The following is a 19941-nucleotide window of genomic DNA, read 5'->3' on the forward strand; positions in this document are numbered from 1 at the left end:
ATGCCTTCGAAAAATCTAGGTTTTTTGGAAAGAAAAAATTAAATTGTACCATAACCAATTAGCAACTTTTGTTGCGTTAAGGCCTTGAATGCACCAATGCTTTAGGTTTAGATTTACTTTCAAAGCGTGAAGAGATTTCTGCGAATACCTTATCTGCGCCATTATATCCAAATCAAGTTAAGGGATCTAATTTTCTAAAAGCAGTGAGTCAAGGAGGTATTATACTAGCAGGAGGACTTTTACCTGATTTAAAAAACAGTTACTTTAGAATTGGTCATATGGGATCCGTGAACAAAAGTGATTTATTAGCAACAATCGGAGCTATTGAATCAGCCTTAAAGACCAATGGCTATAACCATGATATCGGATCTGGAACCACTGAAATATTAAATCATTTCTGAGTAAAACTAGATAACATACGGTTGTTAATTTATATGTTTTCAACCTAAGCACTTATTTAATATATGATTGATAAAATCAAAGCACTTGAAAAAACCTCTCGGCTTTTAGATCCGCTTCAAAAGCAAAGAGATCAGTGGAACTCTCAAGTTTTACAATATTCTAATCGATTTATTAATGAGCTAAATACCACCAAGGCTTTCGTAAACTCCAATGACAACGGCAAAGACATCTATGACTTAGACATCACAGAGGAAGCTACAGATTTATCTATTTTATTGAATAGCATAAGTACAAATATTGATAATGTTGGACTAAATCCTGCGTCAAGTGGTCATATGGGTTATATTCCGGGTGGTGGACTCTACCCATCGGCTTTAGGAGATTATATCGCGGCTGTTAGCAATCGGTATGCCGGCGTATTTTATGCAGCTCCAGGTGCTGTGAGACTGGAGAACATGCTACTTCGCTGGATGTGTCGTCTTATGGGATATCCAGAAACCTCTATAGGTAATTTAACTTCAGGCGGCTCTATTGCCAATTTAGTTGCGATAGTTACAGCGCGCGAATCTTTTGATATCAAAGCTCGAGATTTCGACAAATTAGTTATTTACCTTTCAGGTCAAGCCCACCATTCCATTCAAAAAGCAATTAAAATTGCAGGTCTGTCCGAAGCACACTTAAGATATATTCCATTAGATGATGCTTTAAAACTTTCTGTAATTGATTTAGAAAAAGCAATTATTGAAGATAAGAAAAATGGCCTCATACCATTCTTTATCAATACGTCCTTTGGCACTACTAATTCAGGAGCCATTGATCCATTAGAGCCGATTGCCAATATTGCACAAAAACACAATCTTTGGTTTCATGTAGACGCCGCTTATGGTGGTTTCTTTAAGTTGGTACCTGAAATGAAGTCGAAATTTAAGGGCATTGAAAAAGCCGACTCCATTACGCTCGATCCACATAAAACACTGTTCCTACCTTTCGGAACTGGTACAATTCTTATAAAAAGTAAAGAAAAAGCCTTAAAAGCTCATCATTTCTTAGCCGACTATATGCAGGATGCTGTTCATGCCGATGAGGAGGTGTCTCCAGCGGATGTTTCTCCTGAACTCACCAAACATTTTAGAGGCCTGAGATTATGGTTACCCCTAAAACTATTTGGTTTAAAACCATTTAGAGCTTCATTAGAAGAAAAACTACTACTAACCCGTTATTTCTATAAGGAAATAAAACAGTTGGATGCTTATGAATTAGGCCCAAAACCTGAACTTTCTGTGGCTATGTTTAGATATATCCCGAAAAGCGGTGATGTCAATGCATTTAATAAAAAGTTGATTGAAGCGATCCAAAACGATGGTCGACTATTTCTTTCATCTACCACGATCAATGATGTATTTTGGATTCGTGTCGCTGTCGTCATATTTAGAACGCACCTAGAGGATATTGATTTATTATTAAAAATCATTAAAGAAAAGGTAGACGAGCTGAGCTCATAAGAAATTATTCTAGCTTATTATATGTGTTCATATATTTACTATTTTAGAAGCCTAACGGCCTTATTAAAACCAAAACTTACTTTCTATAAGTACCAGTAAAATCCACTTTATTCGAATTATGCAAAAACAAACCTTAATTACAAACGGCTTATTCTTTTCAGGGTGCAAAGATGAAAAAGCAACAGTAAAGGACATTTTGATTAATGAGGATGGAACAATAGAGAAAATCGGATCCATTGAAACCACTGATAATCTGCATATTATTGATGCCAAAGGAAAATGGGTGGTTCCTGGTTTTATAGATTCACATACACATTACGATGCCGAACTTATAGCCTCTCCAGGTCTCAAGGAATCTGCTCGTCATGGCGTAACCTCGGTAATTTTGGGCAGTTGTTCAGTTAGTGCTATTTATAATTCACCCGAAGATGTTTCGGACTCCTTCACTCGAGTTGAAGCCATTCCAAGAGAGGTCATGCTTCCTTTGTTGAAAAAAGAAAAATCATGGACTAATGCTAAGGAATGGAAAGCCTACGTCAATAATCTTCCCTTAGGTATTAATGTAGCCTCATTTGTTGGTCATTCAGATTTAAGAATGAAAGCTATGGGAATTGAGCGATCATTAAAGGATAATGAAACGGCTACTAAAAAAGAACAAGCAGCAATGTATAACATGCTGAATGAAGCATTAGATGAAGGCTTCATTGGTTTATCTACTATGGACAACCCTTGGGACAAAATGGATGGTGACCGCTATTGGTCGCACAAAACACCGTCTTTCTATTCCTCATGGAAAGAACGAAAAAATCTTATAGAATTGCTTCGTAGTAGAGATGCCATATTACAAGGCGCTCCAAATCTTGTAACTAGGGTAAATGCACTCAACTATATGTTTTCTAGTTCTGGATGGTTTAGAAAACCACTAAAAACGACGATGATTGCCATGATGGATTTAATTGGCGATAGATATATTTTCCCTTTAATTTCATTCGGTAGTAAAGTTATAAACACTTTAGGTAATGCAAACTTTAGGATGCAGTCCCCACCTGTACCATTCACCGTTTATTACGATGGTGTAGATTCTGTGATGTTCGAAGAATTTCCAAGTGGTGAAGCAATGAGACATCTCTCCAAAAATCTAGAGGAACGCAATGAGATGATTAAAGATTCTGACTTTAGAGCCTCTTTTAAGAAAGAAATAAAGAAGAAATTCGCCCCTAAGGTTTGGCATAAGGACTTAAGTAAAGCGGTAATCTTAGAATCACCAGATACTACTATGATAGGTAAGAACTTTTATGAACTTGCCGAAGAACATCAGCAACATCCCGTAGATTACTTTTTAGATAATATCATTCAATATGATAAAAAAATAAGATGGACCACAACAATAGCCAATGATAGAATTGAAAAATATGGTCTTATATACAATCACAAACATAATTTGATCAGTTTCTCTGATGCTAGTGCCCATTTAAATAATATGGCCTTCTATAACTTCCCATTAAAAATGATAAAGGTGGTACAGGAATCTATTGTTAAAGGTGAACCAATTATGACTATGGAGAAATGTATTTGGCGATTGACAAAAGAACAAAGTGATTGGTTTGGATTAGATACGGGCTATCTTGCTGAAGGTAAAATAGCAGATTTAGCCATTATTGATCCTCATAAATTTGACGCCATTACAGAAACCGTTGAAATGGGACAGATTAAAGAGTTTAACAACTACGACAGACTGGTCAATAGAAATGAAGGCACAGTATCAAGAGTAATGGTTGGAGGAAAAACTATCTTTGAAAACGAACACTTTGTTTCAGATTATGCTACTAGCCGAAAGTATGGTAGATTTTTAGAGAAAATATAACCCTTCAATCAAATTATTTTGAAACCTCAATAAATAATGGACAGCGTCAAAACATATCAAAAAGTAAATCATGCCGAAGAAAGCGTAAATTTTGGCATTTCTAAAATGGAAGATATTTACACCAAACGCAATGGAGAGGTTGATGAACCCCACAGACATAATTATTATACGGTTTTAATAGTCAACCAAGCAAAGGGACAACACAATATAGACTTTAACACTTATGATCTTTCCAACCAGCAAGTATTTTTTGTTGCCCCAGGGCAAGTGCATCAGGTAGTTGAATCGGAGAAATCTTTTGGATATGCCATGACTTTTTCAAATCAGTTTTTAGTTGAAAACTCCATTCGACTTTCTTTTATTGATAGCTTAAACCTCTTTAACAATTACGGTCAAAGTCCTCCCCTAACCCCAAGCAAAGAAAAATTTGATACTATTGAACATTATTCCGATCAAATTTTTAAACTATTTCATAGTGATACAAACATGAAACTACTATCTATAGGTGCTTATTTAAAGCTTTTACTTATAGAATGTAATAATATTTGTTCTATCAACCCTATAGAATCGGATGTGGATACTACGGGTGACAACTTAATCAGGAAGTTTAAAAAATCTGTAGAAAATCACTATAAGGTAGAACACTCTACAAGCTTTTATGCAAACGAGTTGTATATCACACCAGATCATTTAAATAGAACGGTAAAATCTAAACTTGGAAAAACTGCTAAAGATTATATTCAAGCACGAATAATTACAGAGGCTAAACGACTGTTGTATTTTACAGATTTAACCAACAAAGAAGTGGCCTATGAATTAGGTTTTAATGAACCTGCTAATTTTAGTGCTTTTTTTAAAAAACACACACAAATATCCCCATCTAGCTTCAAGAAAAAGGAGCAAAATTCTTAAATATCGGATTTTCATAAGTCTATCCCTCTTTTTCATATTCCACAGATTTCTAATCGGTTATATATTTGTACCATACTTAAAGCAAATACTATGAATCGTAAAAAGTTTATTAAAAATGTTTTGTTAACAGGTGTTGTTGGCGCGATTGCTCCTCAAGTACTTAAGACAGAAAATAGTAAACCTAAAACATCAACTTACGATACATTGATGCAACGAGTAGGATTTAATCATTTACCTAATAAAAATATAAAGACTATGAACACAATAATTCACAAAGCAGAGACAAGAGGACACGCAAATCACGGTTGGTTAAACTCACACCATACATTTAGTTTCGCTAATTACCATAATCCAGAGCGTATGCATTTTGGCGTACTACGTGTACTAAATGATGATACAGTTGCCGCAGGAATGGGCTTTGGAACACATCCACACGACAATATGGAAATTATTTCCATACCTTTAGAAGGCGATCTAGAGCATAAAGACAGTATGGGTAACGTTGCTGTAATTAAAGAAGGTGACGTGCAAGTATTGAGTGCTGGTACAGGAATCACGCATTCAGAATACAACAAAAACAAAGACAAGGAAGTGAAATTCCTTCAGATTTGGGTTTTCCCTAAAGAGAAAAATGTTGAACCTCGTTACGATCAAATTTCAATACGAGATATTGCTAAAGACAACAAGTTTTATCAAGTACTTTCTCCTAACAAAGACGATCAAGGTGTGTGGATTAATCAAGATGCTTGGTTTCATATAGGAAAGTTTGAAAAAGGAAAATCAGATGAATACAAAATCAAAAAAGAAGGAAATGGCGTTTACGCATTCATACTTGAAGGTGAGGTAGAAATCAATGACACTAAACTTTCTAAGAGAGATGGTATGGGTATTTGGGACACAGATAGCCTTAATGTAAAAGCCACAGAAAACGCACGTGTATTACTTATGGAAGTTCCAATGTCCATGTAATACCAGCTTTAAAGAGGAATTAAAATAAAGAATGGTTACAACTTATAACCAAAACACAAACAAGATAAATATTAACAATTAAAACATATAAAGATGAGTAAGAACACAAACTACTCATTAGACAACGCACATTCAGAAATAGCTTTCAAAGTGAAGCACATGATGATTTCAACAGTAACAGGTCACTTCGAAGATTTTGAAGCAACTGCTAAAACTGATGGAGACGATTTTAAAAATGCAGACTTTTCATTTAGTGCTAAAACAGCATCTATCAATACTAAAAACAAAGATAGAGATGCACATTTAAGATCAGATGATTTCTTCAACGCTGAAAAATTCCCTGAAATGAAATTCGTTTCAAAATCGTTTGATGGTAAAAAATTAGTAGGAGATTTAACGATAAGAGACATCACGAAAGAAGTTGTTTTAGACGCCGAATTAAATGGTGTAGCAGAAGATCCTTACGGACAAACCAAAGCTGGATTTGAAATGACTGGCACTATTAACAGAAAAGACTTCAACTTAACTTGGAGTGCTGTTACTGAAGCAGGAAGTATCGTTGTTTCTGACAAAGTAAAAATGGTTGTAAATGTACAATTCACAAAACAAGCTTAAATTTTAAATAGATTACACCCTAATTAAGCTAACTTAAACGGTCAGGTATCAAACTCTGACCGTTTTTTATTTTATAAAAATAAATTGTGGAATTGTATAGATTTGGCAGAGTATTTGCGACTTATAAGAGCAGAAATAAAACTTAATTTTAAAAACTAAATTAAAAAATGACAAAGAATATTTTAACAATCACCATGCTTTCAGCATTAGTATTAAACTCATGTAAAGACGCGCCTCAACAGGAAAACGTTGACGTAAAAGAAACCGTTGAGCAAGTTGCGGATGATTTTGTTACAACAACTACCGTGAACAAAGATGGTGAGGAATTAGAAATTGTATTTAATAATACAAAAGGAACGGCAACTCTTGTTTTTGATGGAGAGACGATCGATTTACAACAGAAGAAATCGGCATCTGGATTTTGGTATGCAAATGACAACTATGAATTAAGAGGAAAGGGAAATGATATCCAATTAAAAAAAGGTGATGAGATTGTTTTTGAACACCAAGATGATATCGTACAATCTTCATTGAAGGATGACAAAGGACAAACATTAGATTTGACTTTCAACAATACCGAAGGTACGGCTAAAGCTTACCTTAATGGTGGCGAACAAATCGACCTAGTTGCTGAGAAAGCAGCATCAGGAATTTGGTATAAAAATGACACTTACGAATTAAGAGGAAAAGGTGATAAATTGGAATTAACTAAAGACGGTAAAACCGTTTTTAAGAACTAAACATAATTCTCTTTTAGATTATATATACAAAACGGTTTGAGTTCAACTCAAACCGTTTTGTATTTTAGAACCGGATTTAAGAAAAGAATTTAAACTTTTAATGGGTAAATATGATAACTAAATACGTTTTGTACTTATTTCTATTTTCAGTGACCTTTACATATGGTCAATTTGTCCCATCGAGTCAAAACCCTAAATTCAACTCTAGCATAAACCCCAAGTATACCACAAGTATAAATCCAAAATACAATTCTCGAATTAACCCAAAGTACAATCCGAGTATAAATCCAAATTATTCGTCGGATATTAACCCGAAGTATTCATCCCATATTAACCCAAAATATAATTCTAAGATAAACCCTGAGTTTAATTCGGAAATAAATCCAAAGTATAACTCTAAACTTAAACCATCTAATGGACCTTGGGATGGAATGTATATGTTTGACGAAGAAGCTAATCTCATCGGTTTTTTAGTATATGCTAATTCTGATATGTATTTATTGTATGATATTCAGAATAAATGGAAAGGTTACTTTGTTCGCTCAAATTCTAATTTTAATTTATTTTCACTTGATGCTGAATGGACAGGACAATATCTATGCTCTGATTCAAAAAATGGATTTAACTTATTTAATCCAAATGGTGAATGGACAGGTTCCTATGTGAAATAGCAATTAAATTTATAGGTTGATAAAAATTATTTTCCTTCAGTATTATATTATATCTATATTTAGAATCTAAATTCCTAAACATAATAAGCTAAACCTATTAGTTCATCGATTATCATCGAATTAAAAAGAAGTTTAAGTAATACTCATGACCAATCCCATTAAGGAGCTCATTTTGAAATTTGGCATTCCTAGCCTCGCCATAATTATAATTATAGTTCATTTCGGGTTTGCTTGCAATAAAAACCTCAGCAAATGGAAAGGTGGAGGCTATGGCATGTATACGGATATACATTACTACTATAATAAAATTCATATTTCAGGAATGTCCGTTGATTCCTTAGTTAAGGATAATGACGAAATGAAGGAAACTCTCGGTACTTTGATGCTTATGCCTAATAAGAGTAACCTAAAAAAGTCCGGTGAATTAATTTTAAGCACAACTCAAAAAGATAGCATTCATATTCAAATATGGAAACCTGTTATTAATTCTAAGCAAGGTATATATAGTAGAGAGTTAATAGATGAAATCCATTTAAAAAATACAGACTTTTGAGCTATTTATTAAACATTAAGTCCAAATTAAAAGATTCAAGTGCACTTGCCATTCAATTACTCTTATTAATTCTTGGATCCTACTGTTTTATTATGGTTGAAGAGAATCGGAAATGGAAAGCACTAATTCTATTAATAGGAGGAATTAGTTATTTTCTATCGCGTAATAGGAAAAATCACCCTATTATCTGGATTACTTTATTCGCGCTACTACTTGAAGATCTCATTCATGACTATTTTTGGTTAGCAAACCACCATTTTTTATTAACGTTTATGGTGCTTTCAGTGATAGCATTTCACTATCACAAACGTGGAGATTATCTATTTAAAAATATACAAATTCTATTAGTTATTGTAGTTATAACATCAGTTTTTCAAAAACTTATGTCGCGGCAATTTATCAGTGGAGATTTCTATTATTTTATGATAAATCAAGGCGCTTTATTCCGGAAATTTATCAATTTCTTTCCAGAAAGCGTAGAGATTATTAAGAGTAATTCAGCAAACCTTACAAACTTTCAAGCTACAAATCCAAACGAACATCAAAGCCTTATAATACGCGACATTTTTCCAAAAGTTAACTTCTATAGTCAAATTTTTGTTTGGCTTACTATCATAATAGAATCAGCCGTTGCTATAGCAATACTATTCAAACCTAAAAGCGTATGGTCACACCTAATACTTGCAATGATGATTATTGGAATTCTTGCCACTCGATTTGAGACTGGTTTTATGGCCTTACTGGCCATCTGTGGTGTGTTTTTATGTAATAATATCTATCTAAAAGTAGTGTATACCTTAATTTCGGTAAGTTGTTTTGTATTAATTGTCACAAGGATTGGATATCATTAGACAACCTTACTCCTGCTCAAATTCTAAAATATCTTTAGAATTAAATCCTACATAAATAGTATCTGCAATGTTTTGGTCCTGTGTCATTACGGTTAATTGTTCACCAGACTCCAATTTTAATACTAATTGGGTAGAATCACCTAATTGAATTTTTTTAATCACCCGAGCTGCTGTTATATATTCACAGTCGGCTTCAGCTGAAGATGGGCTTACAATAATTTTTTCATTACGAATGGCATGACAACAGTCTTGCTTTAACGGACAACGAAAAGCATTCTGTAAGTTCTTGTTGATATGCACTGTACTTCCAAATAAAGAAGCTACATATAGGGTATTTGGTTTCACATAGAGGTTTGCAGCTACATCTTTCTGGATAACTTTACCTTTCTGCAAAATCAAGATTTCATCGGCCACTGAAAGTGCATCTTGTGTATCGTGAGTCACAAATAACACTGTCACTTCAGTTTTCTTTATAATATCGAACACCTCGTTTCTTAATTGCGTACGCAACATCGTATCAAGGTTACTAAAGGGCTCATCTAAGATTAACAAAGAAGGTTCTGGCGCTAATGCTCTTGCCAAAGCTACACGTTGTTGCTGTCCTCCCGATAATTGATGTGGATATCGACTTCCCATATTACCCAACCCCACCAAATCAAGCATTTCTTGTGCTCTTGTTTTCTTATTCTTTAGTTTTGAAATACCATATAAGACATTTTCCAAAATGGTTAAGTGAGGAAATAAAGCATATTCTTGAAAAACCAATCCTATTTTTCTTTTTTCAGGCTGAACGAATTTGTCCAATGAGGCAATTATTTTACCTCCCATTGTAATACTCCCATGATCAGGTCGTTCTAATCCAGCTATAAGACGAACCAAAGTCGTTTTTCCACTTCCACTCTCCCCTACAATAGCACAAACTTGTCCAGCCTTCAAGTTGAAGCTTACATCTTCAAGAGCAAAATTCTTGCCTTTGTCAAAACTTTTGGAAAGTGAGTCTATTGTTAACATGGTTACTTTTTAATCAATAATTTATTTAAAAATATCACAGGAATCATAGCTGTAAAGATAATGAAAAGAGACGGGATAGAAGCTTCCATAACCATTTCATCACTAGCGTACTCAAATGCTTTTACCGCTAAAGTGTCAATATGATAAGGTTTTAAAATCAAAGTTAGAGGAAGTTCTTTCATCACATCAATAAAAACTAATATGACCGCACTGAATACACCGGTTTTAATTAGCGGAAATTCAATCTTTAAAAATGTTTTCAAGTTACCAACACCCAAGACTTTAGACGAATCTGGAATGGAGTTATCAACTTTTAGGGCTGTAGAATCAATTGGATTGTAAGCCACAGCTAAAAATCGAACGGCATAAGCATACAATAAAGCAATCAAAGTTCCATTGATAATTAAACCTGAGTCAACACCAACTTTAGCAAGCATATTAATAAGCCATTTATCTAGGGCAAGCGTTGGAATCATAATTCCAATAGCAATTACCGCTCCTGGAATGGCATAGCCTAAAACTCCAATTCTCGAAATATTTTTAATGGTTGTAAGTGTACTCCACTTTGAAAAGTAAATTAGTAAAAGAGCAAAGAACACTGTAATGATTGCTGAGACGATCGCAATGGCAAAACTTTGAAGAGAAATCATGATAAATTCCATATCAAATACGGTAGATGCCGTAATCACTGCCCAATAAATGAGCTGTATAACAGGTAAAATAAAACCTAAAATAATTGGTAGAGAAACTGCAGAAAATATCACCCATTGCATAACACCTTTTGGTTCTTTTCTCTGAATTTGAGTACTATTTGTTTTTGAAGAAGTAAATTTTATTTTTCTTACTTGCCACTTTTCAAATAGAATTAGGGTAAATATAATAAGAATTAATAATGCTGATAAATACACCGCGGTTTGAGGTTCTTCGAGTGAAAACCAAGATCGAAAAATACCAGTCGTAAAGGTGTTTACCCCGTAGTATTTTGCCGCACCGTAATCGTTAAGTACCTCCATTAAAACCAACACCAATCCAGCGACTATCGCAGGACGTGCGAGTGGGAGCATGAGTTTAAAAAATGTTTTTCGTTCACCTACACCTAGCATTTTTGAAGCTTCAAGAAGATTATTTGCTTGATTAAGGAAAAAAGCACGCGCACTAACATATACGTAAGGAAACAAAGAAATACTCAGAATAAAAGCGAGACCAGCTCTATTCATAATATCAATCCGAATAAACTCTAAGCCCAGTTGTCGAAACAGAAGATCCATACTTCCGCCATAATCAAAAATACCAGCATAGGCATAACCAACGATGTAAGAAGGAATAGCCAAAGGAAGTATCAACAGCCATTCCATTTGTTTTCGGAATAGAAAATCATATCGCGACACAAACCAGGCCGACGACACTCCAAAAATTAATACAAGAAAACTACAAACGATGACAAGGTAAAACGAGTTCCATATATAATCTGGCAATAGGTATTTTACAATATGACCCCAAGTTTCACCAGGACCTGAAAACAACTCTACACCAATAAATATAATGGGTAAGGCCAAGAAAAAAACAATGGTCAGTGTTAAAACTGACCACTTATTTATGTCTCTTTTCAGCCTTTTAATCCTCGTTTTTAAAGAGAATGCTTCGCTTTTATTTCCAGCCTGCTTCATCAAAAATTAAAACTGCTTTTTTATTGTGCTTTCCTAATTTGTTCAAGCCTAACTTATCTTCTTTAAATTCACCCCATTCTTTAATATCTTTCACAGGTTCAACACTTTCTAAAACAGGATATTCGTAGTTAGCTTCAGTAAATACTTGTTGTGCTTCTGCACTAATTAAATACTCTATAAACAAAATCGCATTTTCTTTATTTGGTGCATATTTAGCTACTCCAGCTCCGCTTACATTTATATGCGTTCCTCTATCGTTTTGATTTGGAAAAAACAGACCAATTTGTTGTGCCGTTTTCACTTCTTCAGCATCCGGAGAATTCAACATTTTACCAATGTAGTACGAGTTAACAATTGCGATATCACCTTCACCAGCAACAACCGCTTTTACCTGATCTCTATCTGATCCTTTTGGAGAACGTGCCATATTAGCTACCACCCCTTCTGCCCAAGATTTTGCAGCCGCTTCACCATTATTAGCAATAATCGAAGCCATTAAGGACTGATTATAAATGTTAGAGGAAGATCTTACCAATATTTTGCCCTTCCATTTTTTATTTACTAAGTCTTCATAAGTGCTTAAGTCTTCTGGCTTAACACGATCCTTTGCATAAGCAATGATACGAGCTCTTTTGGTTAAACCAAACCATTGATTATCGACATCCTGTAGATGTGATGGTATTTCTTTTTCTAAAATATCTGATTCAATACTTTGTAATAAGCCTTCATCCTTAGCTCGACTTAATCGGCCAGCATCAACAGTTATTAATACATCAGCAGGCGACTGCTTACCTTCCATTTTCATTTTCTGAATCAACTCATCTGCACTTGCATTTATCACCTTAACTTTTATACCTGTTTTCTCTTCAAACATTTTGAAGATATTTTGATCTGGTTCATAATGGCGATGCGTATAAACATTTACCACTTGACTGGTAGTGGTTTCTGCTGTTGATGATTGATCATCTTTCTTTTTGTTCTGATCCCCGCAAGCTACTACGATGGAAAATGTTGCTAATGCAATTAGTATTTTCTTCATGTTTTCTAATTTGGAAGTGCAAATATAATAATTTAGAATGGATATAAATAAATGAGATGTCAAGGATTATCCTTAATTAACTTTCGCTTAAGCAATATTAACCAATCTACAAGAGATAAACCGATGAGATTGGTATTTACAATAGTCTATTATATAAAAATTTCTGCTGTTATAAAGGAATTGTTTTCAAACTTGAGTTAATGTTATTGTCCCTAAAATAAGTCCGTTATCTTTGTACTAAAATAGTGTACATGCCCATAGAAAACATTCCCGAAATTTACATCGATAAGTCTAAGAATCTACAAGACATTTTCGTCTACGATTTTAAGATGACGAGTGATGTTGTAAAGAGTAAGGTTAACTTGAGTATGAATATGTTTAGCTTTCTCCAAGTAGGAAAAAAGCAGGTACATTTTGCCAATAACTCTATTGCAGTTAACAAAAAGCAATCTTTACTACTAAAAAAAGGGAATTGGTTGTGGACAGAATTGCTAGATATTGAAGCTATTTACTATTGTAAACTTTTCTTTTTTTCTGAAAGAAAGTTAAAAGATTTTTTAAAGAAATATACTAACGATATCCATCCTTATCAAGAGGAAACCCCATATTTTGTCATTGAAAATGACGAATACATTGCGGCTTTTATAAACTCATTATCTTCAACCACTTTTACCAATCACAGTTTTAGTGATGCATTATTAGTTTTAAAATTTGAAGAAATAATGCTGTATTTATTAAATAAGTATGGCTCGAGATTCGAATATTACTTACACTCATTAATATCTAAAGAAGTTTCACCCTTCAAAAGTGTCGTAGAAAGCAATGTGCATTCTAATTTGAAATTAGAGGAGATTGCATTTTTATGTCATATGAGTTTATCGACTTTCAAACGTCATTTTACGACAGAATATAATCAACCACCAGGAAAGTGGTTAAAGGATAAACGCTTGCAAAAAGCCAAAGAATTACTACAAAACAAAGATCTGAAACCTTCCGATATTTATTTTGAAATTGGTTATAATAATTTATCCAACTTTAGTGTAGCCTTTAAAAATAAGTTTGGATTCAGCCCGACAGACATCCCTAAACCAGAACTCTAAACCCCCAAGTTTTTCAGATATTTCATACATTTACAGATGCTTAACTTTAAATTTTAAAGGTAGTTTTATAAAAACTAAATCAATATTTATAGTAACTTTGAAATAAACAAGCCCTATTTCTTTTGACAGATATTCATCCCCACACCCTATGAAAATCAGTAAGTCCCTGATTGTGATCATTATCACTCTAATTTTAGGTGGAATTTTACTTCATCAATTTATTTCTTCATATCAAGAATTAGAACGAAAAAAAATTCAAGATAGATTAGAAAAAACGCATTCCGATGCTATGATAAGAGCAAATGCCGGAATTGACGTCTACGCTACCCTAGTGTCTTCTTTAAAAAGCCATCTAAAAAACACACCAACTTTTCCTACAGAGATTGAACTTCAAAATTATCTAAAGGACCTCTTAGACGAAATTAAATTTAATGATTCCATCGTCGTTAGCTATATAGACAAGAACCATGTTTTTAAATATGTTGTTACACCACATGCTATTGATCCACCAGGACTGAAGGGAGTTTCGCTAAAAAATCTTTTGAGTAATGAAAGAATCGAAGCATTAGATGAATTAATGACAACCGACGATATTCTTATATTTACACCTATCAACCTTAGGGAAGGATGGGTGGGTTTACCTTTCAACTTTACCGTTCATGACAATCAGAACGAAGTTTTAGGCTATATGGCCCCTGTTATAAATGCTAAATATTTATTGAACTATTTTTACGAAGGTGATGAGAAAAAGGAGTTTATACATAAGTTCATTGTCAAAGATTCGGTAGACGTAACTAGGGAAGTCATTTATAATGAAACCACTGTTTATAATAAAAATACAGATCCTGAATATTATAAGAATTTTGAAGTTTCAGATGATGAGTTTATTTACTCCAATATACATGTCTTTGGTTTAAACCTAAAGATTGGAAGTGCCTACAAAGAAAAACCTAAGATTTCTAATACCATAGCCTACTTAACCTATTTATGGTATTTTATTATGTCCATAGCTATTATTGTTATCTTTTATTTATTCCTAAAAAACACTCGATTAAATAAAAACTTAAAACTAGCTAATACCGAAATTAATGTAAAAAATACGGAATTAGAAAGAAGTCTTTTCAAGATTGAAACTCTTATCAAAGAGATTCACCATAGAGTTAAAAACAATATGCAGATGATTTCTGGAATTTTAAGTTTGCAACAGGACGAAAGCAATAACGCTTCTGTAAAAGCTGCATTAGAACAAAGTAAATCTCGTATTCATTCTATGGCATTGGTGCATGAAAAGCTATACGGAAGCGCATCACTTAAAGTAATTAAAACTAAAGAATACACAGAACAGCTACTAGATTTTGTGGAACAAATTATAGGTATAAAAGATTTAAATCTAACAACCTCAATACATATAGATGATGATTTAATTTTTGATGGTGACACTACCTCAAATCTTGGACTAATTCTTAATGAATTAGTCACCAACTCCTATAAGCACGCTTTTAATTTAAACAAAGAAAATCGTTTAGAGATAACTATACGCAAAGAAAATGATTACTACTTATTAATCTACTCCGATAATGGCCCTGGCCTTCCAAACAATTATAATTTTGAAGAATCTGATTCCTTAGGCATGCAACTTATTTTAATAATGGCAGATCAACTTAATGGAGAACTGAATTATTCAAATAAAGAAAAGAGCACCTTTAAAATACATTTTAAACCCCTTGAGATAAGCTTTTCTGAATAATCGAATAATGAACTATACACTATAATTAAAAGTGAAATCATTTAAATTACTTTGTGTACTGTAATTAAATAAAATGCGCCATAGTTAAAGGCAGCACATTGGCAATAGAACTCCATGCATTTTAAAGAGAATTTAGTATTAACCATGAACGTGGACTAAAATCACCTATTTCGCTTGCCACAAATACTTAATCAAGACCATTATTAGCTCAATATACTTATAAAAACAAAACACAGCCCTTTTTTTTATAGCTGTATATCAGGTGTTTACATGATTTTAAAACGCTAAATTTTTGAAAACCACCAATATTGACCTTTTTTCATAAGTTATTGAACCGTATCAATAAATAGAAAGGAGAGAAGCCGACCTACATTTGCAGTGTAATTACACAGCGCTTGTTTTTAGCAAGCATAAATCAAGAATTAAAATTAAAACTATATAATTATGGCAAATGTAACAAAGCCCGTATTCAAAGAAAGATACGGGAACTTTATTGGTGGTAAGTTCGTAGCACCTGTAAAAGGTCAGTACTTCGATAACGTATCTCCAGTAGACGGTAAAGTATTCACGCAAGCAGCACGTTCAACTCAAGAAGATATCGATCTTGCACTAGATGCAGCTCACGAAGCGTTCCCATCTTGGAGCACCTCTTCCGCTACAGAACGTAGTAATGCGTTATTGAAAATTGCTCAGGTAATGGAAGATAACTTCGAATACTTAGCAACTTTAGAGACTATCGATAATGGGAAACCTATTCGTGAGTCACGTGCAGCAGATATCCCTTACTGTATTGATCACTTCCGTTATTTCGCAGGTGTTATCCGTGCAGACGAAGGATCAATTTCTGAACACGACAAAGACACTGTAAGTATTGTATTGCACGAACCTATTGGTGTGGTTGGAGAAATCATCCCTTGGAACTTCCCTATGTTAATGTTAGCTTGGAAAATAGCTCCAGCTTTAGCAGCAGGTTGTACAGCGGTTGTAAAACCAGCAGAACAGACACCAACAAGTGTTATGGCATTAATGGAGCTAATTGGTGACATTTTACCAGCAGGTGTATTAAACATCGTAACTGGTTTTGGTGCAGAAGCTGGAGCAGCATTAGCTACCTCTAAGCGTATTGCTAAACTTTCTTTCACTGGTTCTACTGAAACAGGACGTAAAGTTTTACATAACGCAGCAGAAAACATTATTCCTGTAACAATGGAATTAGGTGGTAAGTCTCCTAATATTTTCTTCCCATCGGTAGCCGATCAAGACGATGAATTTTATAGCAAAGCTATTGAAGGTGCGTTAATGTTCGCTTTAAACCAAGGTGAGATTTGTACCGCTCCAACGCGTATATTAGTGCACGAAGATATTGCTGATGATTTTATTGCAAGAATGCAAGAACGCATGAAAGGCATTAAAACAGGAAATCCATTAGATCCTGAAACAATGATTGGATCACAGGTTTCTAAAGCACAATATGACAAGATATTAAGTTATATTAATATTGGTAAAGAAGAAGGTGCTGAGGTATTAGCTGGTGGTGACGCTGGTAACTACGAAGGGGAACTTTCTGAAGGATATTACATCCAACCAACCGTATTAAAAGGGGATAACAACATGCGTGTATTCCAAGAAGAAATTTTTGGCCCAGTTGTAGCTTTAACAACATTCCGTTCTACTGAAGAAGCTATCGCCATCGCAAACGATACGCCTTACGGATTAGGTGCAGGTGTTTGGTCTCGTGACGCTCACGAATTATACCAAGTTCCTCGTGCTATTCAAGCAGGTAGAGTTTGGGTAAACCAATACCATACTTATCCTGCGCACGCTCCTTTTGGTGGTGTGAAAGAATCAGGATTCGGTCGTGAAAACCATAAAATGGCTTTAGATCATTACCGTGTTGTTAAAAACATGTTGATCTCTTACGACAAGAAACCTATGGGCTTCTTTTAGTCAAAACTTGATCAGATAAGTTTATAATACAAAACCCCAGCAGATGCTGGGGTTTTGTTGTTTCAATGAAGTTGGTTCTTACCAACCTAAGAAAATCATTCCTGCTCCACAGATGTCAATGGTTGTGCCTGCAATGGCAGTCATATATTTTTCGAAGAAATCTGTTTTTATTAATTTAAACCCATAATGTCCCAAAACCACCATCATTACCATCATTAACAAGGTGAAGAATAAAAAGACCCCAGTAATAAGATAAATGCCGTAAGTAGAATCCATAACGGCAGGATAAGTAAGTAGGGGAATCATAGGTTCGCAAGGTCCCAACAAAAAGATGATGAACATCACCCATGGCGTAACTTTGCGTCGTTCCGTTGGCATGACTGGTCCCTGACCGTGTTTGTGTTCGTATACATATACATCGCCACTATCGTACACGTCAAAATGTTTGTGTTTTTTATTTCTATAAACTTGATATATTCCAATTAATAGAAAGACAATTCCAAATAGGAATAATGCCCAGGCAGCCCAACCGCCTCTTACTTCTTCAAACCAGGTCAGTTTGTTTAATGAAAATCCTAGTGCCACACCTCCCAAAGCCAAGAAAACGGAACTCATGACATGCCCTGTGCCGCAAATGACGGTCCAAAAAATAGTGCGTCTGAGGCTCCAGTTCTTCGCTTTTCCTATTGCTATAAAAGGGATGTAATGATCTGGTCCTGTTAAGGTGTGAAGCACGCTAATGGATATAGCGGCCATTAATAATACATTTAATTCTGATTCCATTCTTATACTAACTTGAGCTCTATTTCCTTTTTACGTAGAGCGTTTGCGTGTTTATCTAATTGTTTTTGAATTTTTTTTAAGGCTGAAAAAAGCTGTTCTCCGGAATTGCCCAAAACTCTTAAAGCACAAGCATCTTCTGAAAGCTGTGATACTCCAAATAGAATATCTTCTTCCTCATCCAACACTGTAGATATAAATACCATCCGGTCTTTTGCTGAATGAAAGGGATCAATACTTACCAAGTTGGCTTGGTAGGTGAACGTTTCATATTGTCCAAGGGTCTTAAAATCTACGGCAGATGGTTTTAGATATAAATTGTCTTTATAAAATAATTTGCCTTCGCGATAAATTTCCGTCAGACTGCTATATTTTGTAAAAGCGAAGGATTCGCCATTAAGCTTTCGTCCACAGGCCAATATTTCTCCCCAAATGAGCACACTGTTTTTAGCGAGATTAATATTGTTTTTACTTTCGAAAATAGCGCCTTTATGCGGTACGGAAGGATGTGGCACATGACTGAAGTAAGCATCTTCTTCAATAATTACCTTCATTTCCTGTCGCGCGCCATCAGGCGTATCGTACACCCGATGATAGGATTGTGTTTGTAGATTTAGCAAGGTATTGGTCTTAACGTTTATTTCAATTTTATAATCATCCAGATTAAAAAAGCCTGGTGAAGAGCTCATAATCATCACTTCCATTAAAGGGTTGGTTTTATCCTCACGAATTTCAACCACGTTAAATGGCGGCGTAAAATAGGTGTCCTTTAAAATGGTGCGCTCTTGGTACAAGCCGGTTTCAATACTGTATTGCCCCATAGCTTAATATTGTAATGCTGGTTCTGGAGCTTCTTCTTCAATTAAGGCGTATTTTTTTATCCAATTGATGACATCTTCTAATCCGTCGCCTCGCATCAAATCGGTAAAGACGAAAGGTGCTCCTTGGCGCATTCTGCTAGAATCTGCACGCATTACTTCAAGATCAGCATTGACATATGGTGCTAAATCAGTTTTGTTGATGACCAATAAATCGGAGCGTGTAATTCCTGGGCCTCCTTTTCGTGGAATTTTCTCACCTTCAGCCACGGAAATCACAAAAATGATGACATCTGCTAAGTCTGGACTGAAGGTTGCCGATAGGTTATCTCCGCCACTTTCGATAAAAACAATTTCTATTTCTGGATAACGGTTGACCATCTCATCTACAGCTTCTAAATTCATACTTGCATCTTCTCGTATAGCTGTATGCGGACAACCACCAGTTTCCACACCAATAATACGATCGGCAGGTAATAAGGAGTTCTTCGTTAGATATTCCGCATCTTCCTTGGTGTAAATATCATTGGTGATGACGCCGATACTGTAGTCTTTAGCTATTTTATGGGATAATTTTTCAATTAAAGCGGTTTTCCCTGAGCCAACAGGTCCGGCAACTCCTATTTTTATATATGTTCTCTCTGACATTTTATGTTTTGTTTTTATTTATTTTAAAAACCCATTTTGTAAATAGTTGTACTTCTTAAATCTTGACCTCATTCCTCATTCCTCATCCCTAATACCTAACACCTA

At 34.6% G+C, this 19941-nt stretch carries 19 protein-coding genes; 13 read left to right on the plus strand and 6 right to left on the minus strand.

The annotated features are described in order from the left end of the window. The first annotated feature begins 203 nt into the window (after positions 1 to 203). The 10 genes from DFQ11_RS13340 to DFQ11_RS13385 all read left to right on the plus strand — a co-directional run bounded on the left by DFQ11_RS13340 (position 204) and on the right by DFQ11_RS13385 (position 9079). On the plus strand, positions 204 to 401 hold the full coding sequence (locus DFQ11_RS13340) for a hypothetical protein (RefSeq protein ID WP_110476384.1): 198 nt from the start codon (positions 204 to 206) through the stop codon (positions 399 to 401). 63 nt (positions 402 to 464) lie between these two features. After that, a complete protein-coding gene (locus tag DFQ11_RS13345; RefSeq protein WP_110476385.1) occupies positions 465 to 1904 on the plus strand; it encodes a pyridoxal phosphate-dependent decarboxylase family protein in 1440 nt (479 codons plus the stop codon). Positions 1905 to 2022: 118 nt separating this feature from the next. Further along, complete coding sequence (locus DFQ11_RS13350; protein ID WP_110476386.1) at positions 2023 to 3768, plus strand: N-acyl-D-amino-acid deacylase family protein; 1746 nt, start codon at positions 2023 to 2025, stop codon at positions 3766 to 3768. A 36-nt stretch (positions 3769 to 3804) separates the two neighbouring features. Beyond that, a complete protein-coding gene (locus DFQ11_RS13355; protein ID WP_110476387.1) occupies positions 3805 to 4680 on the plus strand; it encodes an AraC family transcriptional regulator in 876 nt (291 codons plus the stop codon). 255 nt (positions 4681 to 4935) lie between these two features. Further along, positions 4936 to 5649: a pirin family protein gene (locus DFQ11_RS13360; RefSeq protein ID WP_110476432.1), complete on the plus strand. Its 714-nt coding sequence runs from the start codon at positions 4936 to 4938 to the stop codon at positions 5647 to 5649. A gap of 93 nt (positions 5650 to 5742) precedes the next feature. Continuing rightward, complete coding sequence (locus DFQ11_RS13365; RefSeq protein WP_110476388.1) at positions 5743 to 6264, plus strand: YceI family protein; 522 nt, start codon at positions 5743 to 5745, stop codon at positions 6262 to 6264. A 167-nt stretch (positions 6265 to 6431) separates the two neighbouring features. Continuing rightward, positions 6432 to 7004, plus strand: coding sequence for an MliC family protein (locus DFQ11_RS13370; RefSeq protein ID WP_110476389.1), 573 nt, complete (start codon positions 6432 to 6434; stop codon positions 7002 to 7004). A gap of 110 nt (positions 7005 to 7114) precedes the next feature. After that, positions 7115 to 7675 (plus strand): hypothetical protein, encoded by a 561-nt coding sequence (locus DFQ11_RS13375; RefSeq protein WP_110476390.1) that lies wholly within the window; start codon positions 7115 to 7117, stop codon positions 7673 to 7675. Positions 7676 to 7820: 145 nt separating this feature from the next. Continuing rightward, complete coding sequence (locus DFQ11_RS13380) at positions 7821 to 8228, plus strand: hypothetical protein (RefSeq protein ID WP_110476391.1); 408 nt, start codon at positions 7821 to 7823, stop codon at positions 8226 to 8228. Beyond that, the gene (locus DFQ11_RS13385; protein WP_110476392.1) at positions 8225 to 9079 is read left to right on the plus strand and encodes a hypothetical protein; all 855 of its coding nucleotides are present in this window, start codon (positions 8225 to 8227) and stop codon (positions 9077 to 9079) included. Before DFQ11_RS13380 ends, DFQ11_RS13385 begins: the two co-directional genes overlap by 4 nt. A gap of 6 nt (positions 9080 to 9085) precedes the next feature. Here the strand turns inward: DFQ11_RS13385 and DFQ11_RS13390 are convergent, their stop codons facing one another. Genes DFQ11_RS13390 through DFQ11_RS13400 form a run of 3 tightly spaced genes read right to left on the minus strand, consistent with a single transcriptional unit; the run spans position 9086 to position 12796 of the window. Further along, a complete protein-coding gene (locus DFQ11_RS13390; RefSeq protein WP_110476393.1) occupies positions 9086 to 10090 on the minus strand; it encodes an ABC transporter ATP-binding protein in 1005 nt (334 codons plus the stop codon). Positions 10091 to 10092: 2 nt separating this feature from the next. Then, positions 10093 to 11757, minus strand: a complete 1665-nt coding sequence (locus tag DFQ11_RS13395) for an ABC transporter permease (RefSeq protein ID WP_110476394.1) — start codon at positions 11755 to 11757, stop codon at positions 10093 to 10095. Beyond that, positions 11738 to 12796, minus strand: a complete 1059-nt coding sequence (locus DFQ11_RS13400; protein WP_110476395.1) for a Fe(3+) ABC transporter substrate-binding protein — start codon at positions 12794 to 12796, stop codon at positions 11738 to 11740. The genes DFQ11_RS13395 and DFQ11_RS13400 overlap by 20 nt, the downstream gene beginning before the upstream one ends. A 251-nt stretch (positions 12797 to 13047) precedes the next feature. On the opposite strand from DFQ11_RS13400, the gene DFQ11_RS13405 reads away from it, so the two are divergent. The 3 genes from DFQ11_RS13405 to DFQ11_RS13415 all read left to right on the plus strand — a co-directional run bounded on the left by DFQ11_RS13405 (position 13048) and on the right by DFQ11_RS13415 (position 17590). Then, entirely contained in the window at positions 13048 to 13896 is an 849-nt protein-coding gene (locus DFQ11_RS13405; RefSeq protein WP_110476396.1) for a helix-turn-helix domain-containing protein, read from the plus strand. Positions 13897 to 14044: 148 nt separating this feature from the next. Further along, positions 14045 to 15643: a sensor histidine kinase gene (locus tag DFQ11_RS13410; RefSeq protein WP_110476397.1), complete on the plus strand. Its 1599-nt coding sequence runs from the start codon at positions 14045 to 14047 to the stop codon at positions 15641 to 15643. Between the two features lie 444 nt (positions 15644 to 16087). Further along, complete coding sequence (locus tag DFQ11_RS13415; RefSeq protein WP_110476398.1) at positions 16088 to 17590, plus strand: aldehyde dehydrogenase family protein; 1503 nt, start codon at positions 16088 to 16090, stop codon at positions 17588 to 17590. 78 nt (positions 17591 to 17668) lie between these two features. Here DFQ11_RS13415 and DFQ11_RS13420 read toward each other — a convergent pair whose 3' ends face one another. From DFQ11_RS13420 to ureG, 3 genes are read right to left on the minus strand one after another with little or no spacing between them, the layout of a single operon-like run. Then, positions 17669 to 18373, minus strand: coding sequence for a hypothetical protein (locus DFQ11_RS13420; protein ID WP_110476399.1), 705 nt, complete (start codon positions 18371 to 18373; stop codon positions 17669 to 17671). Between the two features lie 2 nt (positions 18374 to 18375). After that, positions 18376 to 19191, minus strand: a complete 816-nt coding sequence (locus DFQ11_RS13425) for an urease accessory protein UreD (RefSeq protein ID WP_110476400.1) — start codon at positions 19189 to 19191, stop codon at positions 18376 to 18378. A gap of 3 nt (positions 19192 to 19194) precedes the next feature. Next, positions 19195 to 19836 (minus strand): urease accessory protein UreG, encoded by a 642-nt coding sequence (gene ureG / locus DFQ11_RS13430; RefSeq protein WP_110476401.1) that lies wholly within the window; start codon positions 19834 to 19836, stop codon positions 19195 to 19197. Positions 19837 to 19941: the final 105 nt, after the last annotated feature.

This window comes from Winogradskyella epiphytica, assembly GCF_003217215.1.
Taxonomy (GTDB): Bacteria; Bacteroidota; Bacteroidia; order Flavobacteriales; family Flavobacteriaceae; genus Winogradskyella; species Winogradskyella epiphytica.

Bases quoted from the DNA above. Each gene is read 5' to 3' on its own strand.
- DFQ11_RS13345 (WP_110476385.1), top strand. From the start codon at position 465: ATGATTGATAAAATCAAAGCACTTGAAAAAACCTCTCGGCTTTTAGAT.
- DFQ11_RS13350 (WP_110476386.1), top strand. From the start codon at position 2,023: ATGCAAAAACAAACCTTAATTACAAACGGCTTATTCTTTTCAGGGTGC.
- DFQ11_RS13355 (WP_110476387.1), top strand. From the start codon at position 3,805: ATGGACAGCGTCAAAACATATCAAAAAGTAAATCATGCCGAAGAAAGC.
- DFQ11_RS13360 (WP_110476432.1), top strand. From the start codon at position 4,936: ATGAACACAATAATTCACAAAGCAGAGACAAGAGGACACGCAAATCAC.
- DFQ11_RS13365 (WP_110476388.1), top strand. From the start codon at position 5,743: ATGAGTAAGAACACAAACTACTCATTAGACAACGCACATTCAGAAATA.
- DFQ11_RS13370 (WP_110476389.1), top strand. From the start codon at position 6,432: ATGACAAAGAATATTTTAACAATCACCATGCTTTCAGCATTAGTATTA.
- DFQ11_RS13375 (WP_110476390.1), top strand. From the start codon at position 7,115: ATGATAACTAAATACGTTTTGTACTTATTTCTATTTTCAGTGACCTTT.
- DFQ11_RS13380 (WP_110476391.1), top strand. From the start codon at position 7,821: ATGACCAATCCCATTAAGGAGCTCATTTTGAAATTTGGCATTCCTAGC.
- DFQ11_RS13390 (WP_110476393.1), bottom strand. From the start codon at position 10,090: ATGTTAACAATAGACTCACTTTCCAAAAGTTTTGACAAAGGCAAGAAT.
- DFQ11_RS13395 (WP_110476394.1), bottom strand. From the start codon at position 11,757: ATGAAGCAGGCTGGAAATAAAAGCGAAGCATTCTCTTTAAAAACGAGG.
- DFQ11_RS13400 (WP_110476395.1), bottom strand. From the start codon at position 12,796: ATGAAGAAAATACTAATTGCATTAGCAACATTTTCCATCGTAGTAGCT.
- DFQ11_RS13405 (WP_110476396.1), top strand. From the start codon at position 13,048: ATGCCCATAGAAAACATTCCCGAAATTTACATCGATAAGTCTAAGAAT.
- DFQ11_RS13410 (WP_110476397.1), top strand. From the start codon at position 14,045: ATGAAAATCAGTAAGTCCCTGATTGTGATCATTATCACTCTAATTTTA.
- DFQ11_RS13415 (WP_110476398.1), top strand. From the start codon at position 16,088: ATGGCAAATGTAACAAAGCCCGTATTCAAAGAAAGATACGGGAACTTT.
- DFQ11_RS13420 (WP_110476399.1), bottom strand. From the start codon at position 18,373: ATGGAATCAGAATTAAATGTATTATTAATGGCCGCTATATCCATTAGC.
- DFQ11_RS13425 (WP_110476400.1), bottom strand. From the start codon at position 19,191: ATGGGGCAATACAGTATTGAAACCGGCTTGTACCAAGAGCGCACCATT.
- ureG (WP_110476401.1), bottom strand. From the start codon at position 19,836: ATGTCAGAGAGAACATATATAAAAATAGGAGTTGCCGGACCTGTTGGC.